The 14,726-nt window shown below is 60.5% G+C and carries 14 protein-coding genes; 6 read left to right on the plus strand and 8 right to left on the minus strand.

The window, feature by feature from the left end; translation table 11 throughout:
* Window positions 1-38 precede the first annotated feature (38 nt).
* Window positions 39-1,613: a GMC family oxidoreductase gene (locus ACT7DK_RS09755; RefSeq protein WP_445398625.1), complete on the plus strand. Its 1,575-nt coding sequence runs from the start codon at window positions 39-41 to the stop codon at window positions 1,611-1,613.
* A gap of 29 nt (window positions 1,614-1,642) precedes the next feature.
* Window positions 1,643-2,239 carry a VOC family protein gene (locus ACT7DK_RS09760; protein ID WP_445398627.1) on the plus strand — a complete coding sequence of 199 codons (597 nt, stop codon included), beginning with the start codon at window positions 1,643-1,645 and terminating at the stop codon, window positions 2,237-2,239.
* Between the two features lie 211 nt (window positions 2,240-2,450).
* On the opposite strand, the gene ACT7DK_RS09765 is transcribed toward ACT7DK_RS09760, so the two are convergent.
* Window positions 2,451-3,233 (minus strand): dienelactone hydrolase family protein, encoded by a 783-nt coding sequence (locus ACT7DK_RS09765; RefSeq protein WP_445398629.1) that lies wholly within the window; start codon window positions 3,231-3,233, stop codon window positions 2,451-2,453.
* Between the two features lie 113 nt (window positions 3,234-3,346).
* Between ACT7DK_RS09765 and ACT7DK_RS09770 the strand changes: the two genes are divergently transcribed.
* Window positions 3,347-3,538, plus strand: a complete 192-nt coding sequence (locus ACT7DK_RS09770) for a hypothetical protein (protein ID WP_445398631.1) — start codon at window positions 3,347-3,349, stop codon at window positions 3,536-3,538.
* 212 nt (window positions 3,539-3,750) lie between these two features.
* On the opposite strand, the gene ACT7DK_RS09775 is transcribed toward ACT7DK_RS09770, so the two are convergent.
* The gene (locus tag ACT7DK_RS09775; RefSeq protein WP_445398633.1) at window positions 3,751-6,612 is read right to left on the minus strand and encodes an AMP-binding protein; all 2,862 of its coding nucleotides are present in this window, start codon (window positions 6,610-6,612) and stop codon (window positions 3,751-3,753) included.
* 142 nt (window positions 6,613-6,754) lie between these two features.
* Here ACT7DK_RS09775 and ACT7DK_RS09780 point away from each other — a divergent pair, with 142 nt between their 5' ends.
* The 3 genes from ACT7DK_RS09780 (at window position 6,755) to ACT7DK_RS09790 (ending at window position 9,652) form a co-directional block, all read left to right on the plus strand.
* Window positions 6,755-8,047, plus strand: coding sequence for a tyrosine-type recombinase/integrase (locus ACT7DK_RS09780; RefSeq protein ID WP_445398635.1), 1,293 nt, complete (start codon window positions 6,755-6,757; stop codon window positions 8,045-8,047).
* 566 nt (window positions 8,048-8,613) lie between these two features.
* The gene (locus ACT7DK_RS09785; RefSeq protein WP_445398637.1) at window positions 8,614-9,162 is read left to right on the plus strand and encodes a hypothetical protein; all 549 of its coding nucleotides are present in this window, start codon (window positions 8,614-8,616) and stop codon (window positions 9,160-9,162) included.
* Between the two features lie 280 nt (window positions 9,163-9,442).
* Window positions 9,443-9,652: a DUF3653 domain-containing protein gene (locus ACT7DK_RS09790; protein ID WP_445402322.1), complete on the plus strand. Its 210-nt coding sequence runs from the start codon at window positions 9,443-9,445 to the stop codon at window positions 9,650-9,652.
* 476 nt (window positions 9,653-10,128) lie between these two features.
* Here the strand turns inward: ACT7DK_RS09790 and ACT7DK_RS09795 are convergent, their stop codons facing one another.
* The 6 genes from ACT7DK_RS09795 to ACT7DK_RS09820 form a co-directional block, all read right to left on the minus strand.
* Window positions 10,129-10,467: a type II toxin-antitoxin system prevent-host-death family antitoxin gene (locus ACT7DK_RS09795; RefSeq protein ID WP_106728260.1), complete on the minus strand. Its 339-nt coding sequence runs from the start codon at window positions 10,465-10,467 to the stop codon at window positions 10,129-10,131.
* Window positions 10,451-10,705, minus strand: a complete 255-nt coding sequence (locus ACT7DK_RS09800) for a type II toxin-antitoxin system RelE family toxin (RefSeq protein ID WP_445398639.1) — start codon at window positions 10,703-10,705, stop codon at window positions 10,451-10,453. The genes ACT7DK_RS09795 and ACT7DK_RS09800 overlap by 17 nt, the downstream gene beginning before the upstream one ends.
* A gap of 152 nt (window positions 10,706-10,857) precedes the next feature.
* Entirely contained in the window at window positions 10,858-12,066 is a 1,209-nt protein-coding gene (locus ACT7DK_RS09805) for a type II secretion system protein GspD (RefSeq protein WP_445398641.1), read from the minus strand.
* Window positions 11,966-13,060 (minus strand): zonular occludens toxin domain-containing protein, encoded by a 1,095-nt coding sequence (locus ACT7DK_RS09810; protein WP_445398643.1) that lies wholly within the window; start codon window positions 13,058-13,060, stop codon window positions 11,966-11,968. Before ACT7DK_RS09810 ends, ACT7DK_RS09805 begins: the two co-directional genes overlap by 101 nt.
* A complete protein-coding gene (locus ACT7DK_RS09815) occupies window positions 13,057-13,353 on the minus strand; it encodes a DUF2523 domain-containing protein (protein ID WP_445398645.1) in 297 nt (98 codons plus the stop codon). The genes ACT7DK_RS09810 and ACT7DK_RS09815 overlap by 4 nt, the downstream gene beginning before the upstream one ends.
* Window positions 13,353-14,720, minus strand: coding sequence for a virulence factor TspB C-terminal domain-related protein (locus tag ACT7DK_RS09820; protein ID WP_445398647.1), 1,368 nt, complete (start codon window positions 14,718-14,720; stop codon window positions 13,353-13,355). The genes ACT7DK_RS09815 and ACT7DK_RS09820 overlap by 1 nt, the downstream gene beginning before the upstream one ends.
* Window positions 14,721-14,726 lie beyond the last annotated feature (6 nt).

A 14,726-nucleotide genomic window follows, 5' to 3' on the forward strand; every position in this document is an offset into this window, starting at 1 on the left:
GGGCGGCCCCGGCCAACAACCATCCCAAGGAGAGCATTATGAGCGCGACCTTCTCACTGGACGACGACAGCGTCGTGGTGATCATCGGCTCCGGCGCCGGTGGCGGCACCCTGGCCGACGAACTGACCCAAAAAGGCGTCAAGGTGGTGATCCTCGAAGCGGGCAGGCACTACACCCAGGCCGACTTCGAGAACGACGAATGGGCCATGTTCCACAAGATTTCCTGGCTGGACAAGCGCATTTCCGCCGGCGGCTGGCACCACGCCGAAACCTACCCCAACCTGCCGGCCTGGATAGTGAAGGGGGTGGGGGGCTCGACCATGCACTTCTCCGGCCTGGCCCTGCGCTTTTTGCCCCACGACTTCGAGACCCGCAGCGTCTACGGCGAGGTCAAGGGCGCCAATGTGCTGGACTGGCCCATCGGCTATGACGAGCTGGCCCCCTACTACGACATCGCCGAGCGCAAGATGGGGGTGGCGGGCAGCCGGGCCAGCGGCCTGCCGGAAATGCCGCCCAACAACCATTACCAGGTGATTGCCGCCGGCGCCCGCAAGGTGGGCTACAAGGACATCAGCCGGCCGGTGGCCTCCAACACCCGGCCCAACGACGGCCGCCCCGCCTGCCAGCAGATCGGCTTTTGCATGCAGGGCTGCAAGATAGGCGCCAAGTGGTCGACCCTGTATGCGGAGATCCCCCGGGCGCTGAAGACCGGCCTCGCCGAGCTGCGGCCCCAGAGTATGGTGCTGCGCATCGAGCACGACGCCCAGGGCAAGGCCAGCGGCGTGCTCTACGCCGACAAGGACGGCAAGCTGCAGCTGCAGAAGGCGCGGGTGGTGTGCGTGGCGGGCAATTCCATCGAATCGCCCCGGCTGCTGCTCAACTCCGCCTCTAGCCTGTTCCCCGACGGCCTGGCCAATTCCTCCGGTCAGGTGGGCCGCAACTACATGACCCACACCACGGCGGCGGCGGTGGCCATCCACAAGGGGCCGGTGCGCATGTACCGGGGCTTCGACATCGCCGCGGTGATCTCGGACGAGGCCGAGCTCAAGCCGGAGCGGGGCTTCCTCGGCGGCTACCACCTGGAAGGCCTGGCCCTGCACCTGCCCTTTACCGCCGCCTTTATGAAGCCGGGCGGCTGGGGCCGGGAAGTGACCTCGGCCCTGGAGCAGTACGACCACATGAGCTGCGTCTGGGTCTGTGGCGAGGACATGCCCCAGGAGGAGAACGGCATCAGCCTGCATGCCAGCGAAAAGGATCAGTACGGCCTGCCGGTGCCCGTGGTCACCAAGACCGATCACACCAACGACGCCATCATGCGCCGCCACGGCCTGGCCCAGTGGCGCAAGGTGTCGGAGGCGGTGGGGGCCACCCGGGTGATCGACATGCCGCCCTATCCGGCCAGCCACAACATGGGCACCAACCGCATGAGCGCCAAGGCGCGGGACGGGGTGGTCAACAAGTGGGGCCAGAGCCACGACGTGGGCAACCTCTTCGTCTCCGACGGCAGCCAGTTCACCTCCAGCTCCGCCGCCAACCCGACCCTGACCATAGTCGCGCTGGCGGTACGCCAGGCCGAATACATCGCCAACGCCATGAGCCGGCGGGAACTCTGATCCCGCCCCGAACCAGAAAGGAAGCAACAATGATAAAACAAGGACTGACCGGCAGCCTGATCGGGGCCGCCCTGGCCACCCACCTCCCGGCCGCCGCCGATCCCATGCCGGGCATGAAGGGCCTGCAGCACATCGGCATTACCGTGCCCCGACTGGAGCAGGCGGTCGACTTCTTCGAGCAGGTGCTCGGCTGCGAGCCCTTCTTCACCTTCGGCGAGTTCAGCTCCGAGGACGACTGGATGGAGCGCCACCTGAACGTGCACCCGCGGGCCCGCATCCGCGATTTCCAGATGGTGCGCTGCGGCAACGGCACCAACCTGGAGGTGTTCGAATACAGCGCCCCGGATCAGAACCGGCGCGGGCCGCGCAACAGCGATATCGGCGGCCATCACCTGGCCTTCTACGTGGACGACATGGCCGCCGCCGTGGCCTACCTGACAGAGCGGGGGATACGGGTGCTGGGTGAACCCAGCACCTTCACCGAGGGGCCGGCGGCGGGGCTGACCTGGGTCTACTTCCTGGCGCCCTGGGGCCTGCAGCTGGAGCTGGTGAGCGCCCCCGGCGGCATGGCCTACGAGCAGGGGCTGGAGCGCGGACTCTGGGATCCGCGCACGCCGGAGAAATAGCACCATTTGAGCCGGTTTCAGACTGCTGACAAAGCTTCGTCGTTCTCTGTTGTCACTCCCGCGAAGGCGGGAGTCCAGTGCACCATGTCATGGATCTTCGCCTTCGCGGAGATGGCTAGAGTTAAAACGGCTGCGCGAAAGGGAAATATCTGGAAAAAAGCAGGTAATGAACCTTGTCATCAAGCCAAGCCGGCCACCGGGCCGGCTTGGCTTATTCCAGGCTCTCCCGCAGAAATTCCTGCAGCTGCAGCCAGGAGTCCTTGTCGGCCTGGGCGTCGTAGCCGAGCGGCATGTTGAACTCGGCGGCCACGCTGTCCGCCCTGGGGTTGGTAAAGGCGTGCAGGGCGCCCGGGTAGTCCACCAGCAGGTAGTCGGCGCCGGCGGCGTCCATTTCCTGGCGGAAGGCGGCCACCTGCTCCGCCGGTACCAGGGGATCGGCGGCGCCGTTGAACACGGCGATGCGCACCGGGCTGCCGGCGGGCAGGGGCTTCGCCAGCGGTGTGAGCGAACCGTGGAAGCTGGCCACCGCCTTCAGTCCGGCGCCAACGCGGGCCATGTGCAGCACCACACCGCCGCCGTAGCAGTAGCCGATGGCGGCGATACGGCCGTCGTCGACCCGTTCGTGGGCGGCCAGCCAGTCCCGGGCGGCGTTGAAGCGCTGCTCCGCCAGGGGAAGGGAGGCCAGGGACGCCTTGGCGAACTCGCCCGCCTCGGACGGGTGTTCGGTGTTCCGGCCGTCGCCGTACATGTCCAGGGCCAGGGCGGCATAACCCAGCTCGGCCAGCATGTCGGCCCGTTGGCGCACATAGTCGTTGTGGCCCCACCACTCGTGCACCACCAGCACCCCGGGCAGGGGCGCGGGCAGGCTGTCGTCGTAGGCCAGGTAGCCCAGGTAGGACTGGCCGTCGAACTGGTAGCGGACCTCTTCGGTGACCACGGCGGCCCGGGCGGAGGCGCCCAGCACCAGCAGCAGGGGGATGGCCATTGCCTTCATGATGTTGTCTCCTTTGGGAGTGGCGTCACTCCCATTGTAGACCCGCCGGCTTGGGGGTATGGGCTACAGGGTTCATACTTTGAAGGAGAGGCGCTGCGGAGGAGGTAACCATCATGGAACTGTCAAGGCTGCACAGCGGCATGCTCTGTGCCACCCGAAAAGGCCCGGGTTGGGTGATGTCGATCGATGCCGAACACCATCGATTACACCTGAAGGCCCAAGGGGAAGAACGGGAGTTCGACGTCGATCTGGATGACGTGCTGGACGATCCCCAGGTACACAACCCGGAAGATACCTACTACTGACCATCTGACCCGCTTCGGCGGGTCAGTTTCTTAACAACTCGGCCTAATAACCTTGGGGAAGCCGGCCAAAGTGCCCACGTCACCGACACGCTGTAAATACTTCCCTGTACGCTCGCACATGCCATCCTTGGCATGTGACGGTCGGTGGCGCGGACACTTCGACCTCCTTTAGGTCATGGGCGTTGTCTGTTGCAGGGTTCCTTTGACCCGGCTTATTCCTCCTCCTGCTCTGTCGTTGCCAACTGCTGGGCGATCCAGGCGCGGGCCGTCTGCCGGAGCCGCACCGCCGCCGCGAACACGTCCTCGTCCTCTTGCCGGGGCGGCAGGGGTGCGCCCACTTCCACCTCCAGGGCGCCGTGCCGGGGCCACCAGCGTTCGGCGGGCAGCACCCATCGGCTGCCGCGGATGACCACCGGCACTACCGGCACGGCCGCGCCGGCGGCGGCGAGGAAACCGCCCAGGTGGAAGGGCAGGAGCCCCGGGCGGGCGACGAAGGTCCCCTCGGGGAACACCAGCAGCGAGCGCCCGCCCTTGACCAGCTCGGCCAGGCGGTTGGCGTCCTCCACGCTGCGCCGCAGCTCGAAGCGCTCGACGAAGGCCACCCCCAGCTTTTTCAGGTAGGTGCCCGCGACGAGCTGCTCGTACAGTTCCTGCTTGGCGACGAAGGCGTAGGGCCGGGGCAGGGCCGCCACCAGCAAGAGGCCATCCAGGTAGCTGGCGTGGTTGCACACCAGCACGCAGGGGCCCGCCGGCAGCCGCTCCAGCCCCGCCACCCTGAAGGGGATGCCGGTCAGGCGCAGCAGCCAGCGGGCCGCCCGGCCGCCCAGGCGCCAGGCCGAGGTGGGCGAACGCGTGGCGAGGGTCGCCAGCCAGGTCGGGGGGGCCAACAGCCCGAGCATCAGCATGGCGTACAGGGCGAAGGCGGCGCGGGCCAGTTTCCCGCCCAGGCGGCGCAACCAGAGCGCGGCGCTGCCTACCCCTAAGCGCAGCAGTTGCACCCGGGCCGTGGGCGCGGCCTTGCCGATGCCCCCCTGCAGGTAGAGGCTGCGGCAGGCGGCGCGGCGCACCTTGCCGCTGGACGTCTTGAGCACCGTTCGGGGAGGGGCCAGCACCACCTCGTCGGGCGGCTCGCCCAGTACCTGCAGCACGACATTCACCACGGCCTGGCGCAGGCGGTCGAGGGCGCCGTCGGCCAGGCGGGTTTCGGCCAGCACCACCAGGCGTTCGGTGCCGGTGGCCGGATCCGGGCTGCCGAACACCGCCACCCCGCCCTTGCGCACCCCCTCCACGGCGGCGACCGCTTCCTCTATTTCCTGGGGATAGAGGTTGCGGCCGCCGCGGATAATGATGTCCTTCACCCGCCCGGTGAGGTAGACCTCACCGGCGGCGACATAGGCACGGTCGCCGGTGTCGAGCCAGCCGTCGTGGAGCAGCCCGGCGGTGGCCGCGGGGTTGCGGAAATAGCCCCGGGTGGCCGAGGGGCCCTGGAACTCCAGCCGGCCCTCGATGCGCTCGCCCACCGCCTGGCCGGCCTCGTCGACGATGCGGATGGCATGGCCGGGCAAGGGGGCCCCGCAGGACACGAAACGCTGGGCGCTCTCGTCCCCCTCGGTGGCGGGCAGGGCACGGTGCTCGCGCGCCAGGGGGTCGCGCCGCACACAGTCGATCAGCGGGCCGCGCCCGAGCGGGGGAAACAGCAGGCCGACCGACGCCTCGGCCAGGCCGTAGACGGGAGTGATGGCTTCTGGTTTGAGGCCATAGGGGGCGAACCGCTCGGCAAAGCGCCGCAGGGTGTCGGGGCTGACCGCCTCGGCGCCGTTGCAGGCCAGCCGCCAGCTGCCGAGATCGAGTCCCTCCAGCGCCGCCGGCTCGATGCGCTTGAGACAGAGTTCATAGGCGAAGTTGGGGGCCGCCGAGAGGGTGCCGCGATAGCGGTGGATGGCCCACAGCCAGCGCTCCGGCCTGGCCAGGAAGGTGAGGGGCGACATCACCACCAGTGGCAGGCCCACATAGAGGCTGCCGAGGAAGGCGCCGATAAGCCCCATGTCGTGGTAGAGCGGCAGCCAGCTGACGAAGACGTCGCGCGGGCTGGCCGCCAGCACCCCCTGCATGGCGCGGATGTTGGCGAGCAGGTTGGCGTGGCTCAGCACCACCCCCTTGGGGTTGCCGGTGCTGCCCGAGGTGTACTGGATAAAGGCGGTGTCCTCGCCGCGAATGTCGACCGGGCGCAGGCCGTCCGCCGGCGCGACCAACTGCTCGGGGGTGGCCAGCCGGCGCAGGCTGCTCACCCGGGCCTGCAGCAGGCGGCCCACCACCATGGCCTCGGACACGGTGATCATCAGCACCACGGCGGCGTTGGCGAGGATGCCGGCATGGCGCAACACATGGTCTTCGAGCTGGGAGGCCCGCGCCGGCGGATAGATGGGCACCGGGATGGCGCCCATCCTCAGGATGCCGAAGTAGCAGTGGAAGTAGGCGAGGGAGGTGGGCAGCATGATGGCCACGGCCTGGCCCGGCGCGACCCCGGCCTGCTGCAGGGCGGCCGCCACCCCCCGGCTGCCGGCCGCCAGCTCGCCGTAACTGAGCCGTTGCTCGGATTCGTCGGTGACCAGGATGCTCTGTACCTGCTGTGGGTGGGCCCGCTCATGCCAGTCGAGCACCTCCGGCAGGGTGGTGGCGGCCAGCAGCCCCCGCTCGTCCGCCACCGGGGCCGGGCGGGAGAGGTCGCCCAGGGGGCGGCGCCGGTTGACCCGGGCCGCGTCGGCGCTTGGCGCCTGCTCGATGGCGAGCAGCAGATCCCGCACCGTGTCTGCCCGCTGCAGGGTGTCTTCCGGCAGGTCGACCGCGAAAGCCTGCTCGATACGCAGCAGCAGCTCCATCCGCGCCAGGCTGTCGAGGGCCAGATCCCGGTCCAGGGAACTGTCGAGCCGGGCGGGCGGCATCGCCGGGGCTTCCGGCTGCAAATCGCGCAGGGTCTGGTCGACCAGCGCGAGCAGTTGTTGCGCGCGGGCGCCGTCGGGTTGGGGGCTGTCGTCTTCGTCTTGCACCGGGTCGCCCTGATTGCGGTGGATCACGCCGCCGGGCCGGATGCGGCGGCATCCGGGTCCAGCCTGTCTCTACCAACTATAGCCGCTGGCGGCCGCCGGATTTATGGGTATATGGTAACCTTTTGTTTTGGTAAACTATTTCACTGTTTTTACGCCACCCCAAGCCATCATGCCCGAGCTTCCTCCCGTTATTCCGCTATTCGACGCCCCCCAGCACCTGGAAGAGGGCAACAGCCTGGTCAACCAGCATATCGCCGAGGTCACCCTGAACCGGGTGGCGGACGCCGCCTTTCTTTACGAACACGCCATGGACTGGCTGCTGGAAAGCCGCTACAGCGAGAATAACTACAAGACCTACCGCAGCGAGCTGACCACCTTTCTGCATTGGTGCTTCGACGTGGAGCAGCTGTCGCCGGTGGCCCTGGGCCGGCGCGGCATCCAGCGTTATGTGGACTACTGCCTGGCGCCGCCGCCGGCCCTGATCGCCTACCGCAACGTGGCCCAGTTCGTACTGGACAAGGACTGGGGCGAACGCCGGCCCAATCCCCTGTGGCGGCCCTTTCTCGGTAAGAAGGCAGACGGCCTGATCCTGCCGTATCGGCTGAGCGACAAGGCGCTCAGGACCAAGCTGGCGGTGCTGTCATCCTTTTACGCCTACCTCATCAACGAGGAGGTGACCGAGCGCAACCCGGCGGTGATGTGGATGCGCCACAGCCGCTTCGGCACCGGCCCGGCACCGGCCGGCCCCGTGGGCGAGGAGGAGGAAGTGCGGGTATTCAGCGATCTGCAGTGGTCCTACGTGATGGGCACCGCCGAGCGCCTGGCCGGGGAACAGCCGGAGCGGCACGAACGCACCCTGTTCCTGGTGTCGCTGATGTACGGCTGCTACCTGCGCATTTCGGAAGTGGCGGCCCGGCCCGGCTTCTCGCCGGTGATGAGCCAGTTCCGCCGCGATGGCAAAACCGGGATCTGGAGCTTCCATATCCCGGTGAGCAAGGGCGGCAAGCGGCGCACGGTGGCGGTATCCCGGGAGCTGCTGGCGGCACTGCAGCGCTACCGGACTTACCTCAGGCTGCCAGCATTGCCGGCACCCAACGACAACACGCCGCTGTTCGTGCGCCACCGGGCCGCGGGGCGGGGGCGGGAGCAGGGCCTGCTCAACGCCAACCTCGGTATCCGCCAGCTGCGCGAGCTGCTCGACGAACTGATGGCCGCCGCCGCCGAGGCCGCCGGGGCGGACGGCTTCGAGCAGGACGCCGCCGAGATGCGCAGCCTGACGGTGCACAGCATCCGCCACACCGGCATTACCCACGACATCAACGACAACGGCCGGCCGCTGTCCCATGTGCAGGCCGACGCCGGCCACGACAGCATCGACACCACCTCCCAGTATCTGCATACCGGCAGGGTGGAGCGCCATGAAAGCGCCGCCAACAAGCGGCTGGACCGGCTGAAGCCCTGAGGGGCGGTGCAACGGAGCCCGGCAGGGCAAGAAAGGGGCAGGGGAGACGGCACCTGCTGGCGGTGGCACACCATCTGACATTTGACGGATGCTTCGCCGATATGCGGGATCTGTGTGACTTCTGACGCTGCCTGAGGGGGACTGTGATGACCGAGTGGGGTTGTGCCGATGCCGTGGCCACCAGGGCGGCAGGGCCTTGGGTTTGATAAGGCGCCGGGATAACAGCGGCGTGCGGTTTAATATCGCGATATCCGGCTCATCGTCGCAACTGTAAATCACCCCCGGAAGCGGTGTTTCCCGGCCAACGTAGTGACGGAGGCGAAAGCCCGCCATACCGCACCGGATAATGCGCAGCTCTTATTGCCGATAATGCAGTTTATCGGCATTTCTTTTGAGGGGGCTGAGCGCCCCCCAAGTGTCAATAAACAGGGGGTATTGATGACCGTTTGCCGCGTGGCCGACCAGCAGATAGCCGAACTGCGCGAGGAGATGCGGGCTGCCAGCTTCTCCACTCTTTGACTTATCGTTGGTGTCGATTGTTTCCTTTTAATTGCATGGTGTAACCTATGAATAAATCAGGGCAGGCGAAAATCTTCATCGAGCGTTACGAATCAATCCCCAGTTCTCAAGAGGAGTATGAAGTTTGGCTCACTGATATGAGTAATGTATTTGATGATCTTGGTCTTTCAGAACAACGCATGGAATTTAGAGTGCCCATTGACACCCCTGGAATTCTTGTTCCTAAGCGCATGAGAAACAGAGGAAATCCCAAACTTCCGATGCGACCTGAGCACGAGTCTAATTGGGAAAGTTTTATCTCCATGAATGCAAAAATCTATGAAACCCTAAAACGTCGCTTATCCAATCGGTATTATGAGGAGAAACCTATGTCAGCCACACACTTTCATGGCCCTGTAAACGCACAAAATTTACAGACAGGGGCCAACAGCAACATTACCCAAACCTTCAACGCCGAAACCATCACGCTGCAAGAGTTGGTGAAGTTGATCGAGGAAAAAGGTACGCCTGAAGAAAGATCACAGCTCGGGACATTTCTGCAAGGCTTAACAGTAGCTGGAAGCATTGAAGGGCTGAAGTTGTTGCTTGGTGCTTGATTGAACGACCAAGGGCCGCCAGTGCGGCCTTTCTTTTCAGATTCGCCACTTCGCATAATGCAACACATTGTTAAATAGAGAACATTGACTTAAGAGCTTGATTTAAGTAGAAAACGGAGCTTTTAAGTTGAAAAATGCGAAACATTACAAAAATTACATCTTTCGTTGGTTCGAGTGCGGGTTAACGGTCGAAGAGACAGCAAAACTTTGCTTCAAATCTGTGATAACTGTCACAAAATGGGACTCAGGCCGCCCCATCCCGCCCGAGTGCCGATTGCTGATGAAGCTGGCCACCGGCAAACGAACAAGCCCCCTGGCCCCGGACTGGGAGGGCTGGCACTTCAGCGGGCCATACCTGATCAGCCCCGAGGGACTGCGATTCACTGCGAAACGGATACAGGCCCTACAGTATGCCGTTGACTCAGCGCAGCACATCGATCCCGAGCGAGCCCGTAGGATTAGAGAAAGGCTAAACCGAGTCCGGGGATAGCCCGGAGTCGAATTCCCCCCGTATTACTATACGGGGGGATAGTCGGCCCCAGGCGCCACAGAACGCCCCCACCCCGCCGGTACCGCATTGCTGATGCTCCCTCTTGTCATACGACCGGCAGAGCCCGAGACGCTGAAGATGCCGTGTAATGGGTCGCTTCGCTCCGGTTTGGCAGGGCGCAGGGTGGGGCCGGAGTGGGCAGCGGATGCGGAGTATGCGAAACGGGCCGGAGTGGGCGGCAGGCGCGGTGCAGTTGTCCAGCTCAACCCCTATGCCCTGGTATGCAGATCCACGGTTATCCTGGGAAGCTCTGGAAAGGCTTGGCATGGCTTCGCCATAAAACAACGAGCTGCCAGATTTTGCAGAGTTTTATCCCGTGAATGTTCAACCAGGTACGGCGTTTTACAGAATTTTATGCGGAACAAGAGTAATGGAAGGAAAAAAAGGCCCCTGCAGGGGCCTGATAGGACGTGGCCTTAGTCTTCCAGTTGGGCCACGGTGATCCCCAGGGCTGCTGCGGCCCGTTCCAGGGTACTACGGCGCGGATTGACCCCCGGCTTTTCCATTTGGGCCACGCTGGACTGACTGACACCCATACGATCAGCCAGCTCCTGCTGACTCAGGCCCTGATAAGCCCGCCAAGCGGCGAGCAGTGACAACCCCTTGTGTAGCTGCAGGCCCACCACTTCATGAGGGATGTAGGCGCCGGCTTCCTCCTGCTGGCCGGTCAGAGCCAGCCATTCATCATAGGGCACCACGGCGAACGCAGGGCGGCCCCCCTGGCTGATGATTTGCACTTCAGTATGTCTGGCCATCGCGTTTCTTTACCTCCTCGATGCTGACAACTTTTACTTCGCCATCAAAGTCAAACAAGACCCGATAGCGCCCCACTCTTAGCCGGTAGTCATATTGATGGTTGGTCAGGCGCTTGACGTTACGGCTTTCCGGAAACTGCTTTAGCTCCTCAACACCGCCATAAATAGCAACGGCATCTTGTTGAGGCAGCTTAAGCAGTTGTTTCCTGGCTTTCTTCGACCAGCTTATTGAGTTCATGACTTATATTATAAGTCTTATTATTATATTGTAAAGGCGATATAAGGTTTTTTATAAGCTTTCCTCCGGCGCGAAACAGAGGGAATGCACGAAGGGAGGCAGGTTAGCCAGCCGGGACGCCCGGCCGCAAGCGTCCGCATCCCCCCGGCTGGCTAAACCGGCTCGATGCGCAGCATGACCGATATTTCGCGCCGGTCGGCATTGTCCAGATCACCCCGGAACGCCCGGCCAATCAGCGGGATGGAACGCAACACCGGCACACCCTGGCTCGACTTCTCCATGTAGTAATCAATCAGGCCGCCGAGCACCACGGTCTGCCCCTCCTGCAGGGTGATCGTGGTATCAATGGCCCGGCTGCTGATAATGGCCCCGAACTGGTTTGTCACCTCATCGACCCGACTCACATCGGTTTTGACGGTTAGATGTATCCGCCCCGCGGAGAGCTGCACCGGCAGCACATCGAGGATAACGCCCACATCACGCCGCTCGATGCTGGCTCCCTGCTCTGTTGTGGCCGCACGGACGACGATAGGCACGTTATTACCGACGTGTATCCTGGCGGCCATGCCGGCATCAACGGCCAGCATAGGCTGGCTGACCATCGACACACCGGACTCGCGAGCCAGCCAGCGGCCAAACAGCGCAAAATCATCGAAATTGGCCTGAATACTGGCATTGCCCAGGTCTATTTTGATGTCCGGCTGCGGATTCCACACAACACCGGAGCGGCTGCCCTGGTAGCCGAAGCGGAACCCGAGTTCTTGGGCACTGATACTGCTAGTCTCGATGATATAGGCCCGGACCACGTATTGCGGCACGTCGACTTCAAACAGGCCCGCGATGGCCTGCACGGCGTCCTTGATAAACAACGGGCAATTGGCATGCACCGCCAGCGGCGAGGCCGTGACAAACGAGCACGGCGCATTGTGCACGGTCTCCAGCCACGCAAAGAGCTGGCGGAGATCATCGGCCAGGGTCGGCCTAGGGTAGCCCAGCCGCACCGGGAACATGCCGTAATCGGGCCGAGCGTTTTCGTCAAACGGATAGATATAGACCACATTGCCCACGGTCTGGATGTAAAGGCCGTTCGCCTTGATAACGGCATCCAGCACATCAACGAGGTTATCAGCCGGGTCTATACCGTACACGCGCGCGTTTATATCAAGCTCGGAATGCAACACAACATTACGACCAAGGGCGATACCCACTAAATCCGAAAACACATCAAGGGTCATGGCTTGGCCGTCTGTCTCAATAGCCTTAACGACAGATACGACGCTCACCAACAAATATACAACGACCACCAACAGCAATCGGCTGATTTTCCTGGCTAACATCCTCTTGATATAACGCATCATCATTTTCTTTAACCTCTATTATGGTTTCAGTTTCTTCTATTGCGCCACTAGCAAATACTTCTTTAAAACCGAGCTGATAAAAGACATAGCCAGCTGCACCCAAACCCACAAATAACATTAACAGGCTAGGAATTATCTTTTTATAAAAGTCCGGAACTATCTTTTTATGAGTATGAATTTCCGCTGAATAATAAGAGCCATAAAATTTCTTATCCCGCGGATGATAAGTCAAATTCAGACATTCCTTTAAACTCGATTCACTTTCAACATCCATCAATTTGGATGACTGATAGCGAACCACTTTTTCACCGTTATCAGGGTTATGAAAATGAATATGACGACCCGTTACCGAACGAATCTGAGAATCAACCAACTTCGGCTGTTGCGTTATTAAATGCAAATCAAAACCGGAATGTCGATGCACGTTCATCTTTGCAATATGCTCGGGCACTTTTGAACCGGCAGTTCTGGGCGGGAAAAACTCTTGCGCTTCATCAACAATAACAACAGAGCCATAGGGCAACTTGTGCCAATCATGGGGATTTTTCATCCGTTGCCAATGCAGATTAAACCGCTTAAGCCGGTCCTTTGTCGACTTAAAGTCAAAATGCTTACAAGCATCCAAAAAGCGCCTTAATTCCGCCGTTTTCTTTTCCGGATAAAGCTTCAAAACCCAATCAACCCAAGTCTGGTAAACCTCGCCCTGGCGCCAATAGCATACAAGAAAAGGTAAATCGTCTTCGGTAACGACATCAGAGCGCTTGTGCACAGCACGGACAATCGGGATAACCCGTTCCAAATCGGTCTCAGACGCAGACGGCAGCCAAGAGCCATAAAACCACCCCGAGAACGAAGCCGCAAAATCAATATCCAGCATCAACGCTTTGATATTGTAGTAATACACCGGGCGGCCTGAATAATCCAAATCCTCGACAACCTCCTTAACAGTATTCAACGACTTGGAAGCCCCAGGGAACCCCGTAATCAGCCTAATCATTTTGCCGCCCTAAAAGACATGATCTTTGAATCGGTAAAATCCATGGCGTAACGCGTCGCCACCGCTGACAGAATAATAGACATGGAATGATCTATTCCACCAATAGCCATAATATTCAAAATATGCCCAGGAATCCCCATCCAATACCCTTGTAGCATGCCAATTACAGAATTAAGACCAACCTGAACACCGGTGTAAACAGTAAAAAAAGCCCCCATGCTAACTAGCAGTCTAGTAATGGACTCACCAACAACGGAAAGCAGACCCAACAATATTGCTGAAACAAACGGCATTATTGCCACCCCCCACGACGAACAAGGATATAAATACAAACCATCCACGCAATAAAGACAATGGCAGGCCGAACATACGCCGCAAAATCACAAAATGGCTGATACGTTATAGCAAAAGGCTTTCCCATAACTGTGATATCAACATCAGCAGGGCATGATGCAGAGGCACTAAATATATCGGTATCAATATTCTCAGTAAAAAAATTAGACATATCAATTTCATCGACTGGAATTTCGGTCCTCGCAAACTCCGGTATTTCCGAGTTATCGAGAGAATTGAAAATTCCATCTAGCCGCGATGCCGTAGACTCAGCACCATCATTGATCGCTGCGATGATGCCTGAATCATCGAAACCAGATCCGCCTGAGCCATCACCATCGCCACCGGCACCGGCACCGGCCTGTGATTCAATAACAGCGAGGATTTGAGCCAGCAGCGCTTTCTGCTCAGCCGTTTGTGTTCTTGTGCCCTCAGTTGCGGCACGGATAGCAACCAACGCGTTATATTGATGGCCCTGGTTATTGATGATAGATAGAGCGCTGCGGTTGAGTCCGTCCTGGTTAGCAATAATGCGATTGAGGGCCGCAGTATAATCACGCGACTGGCCGGAGGCATCTACAGGGGAATCGACAGCGCCGCCAGACGTGGAGCCGCCGCCGGTTTCGAAAGCACCACCGCCGGAGCCAGAACCGAGATCTAGGGGCCGAGTCGGGTCGGTCAACCCACCGTTGGCAGGTGGATACGGATTTGTCGGATTGGGCTTATAAGGCGAGGAATAGCACTGAATGGATCCTGTAGCATCATGATTGCAAACGTCGTCAGTTGTATCAGAAGGATCACAAGAACGACCTGTCAACGTGTGGTCATGAATACCATCACCCACATCGACACAAATACCGGATTTACACGATGACTGGCAACTACTACCACTCGGAAGAGTAATGCACGCCGACGCTAACGATCCAGTCACGGAATACGGCGTATCCATATCCTCACACCCCTCATCTGCCGGCACACAATCAGAACCATCCTCAGTCGGAATGCAATCGGTAACTTCTGTCACATCAACTAATATCGTATATTGACGACCGGTAAAATCAGGATTCTCATAACCAATATAATGGTTTTTATATGTGGGAAAATTCCCCGGATTGGTGCAATACCCTTTGGAACAAAGATAAGTTTTCGCAAACGCCTTTTTAAAGGCTGAACCATAATCAGATAAAACCCCCTCACGATAGAAGACCAACTCAGCACCAGGATAGCCATATCTAGTTACCATTATTCTATAAGTGGATTCCCCCTCAGCTAACGAAATATTAGCCCAACACAGAACAAGAACACCAAGTACCCAACGAGTAACCATAAGCCG

This window comes from Zobellella sp. An-6 (assembly GCF_052487945.1).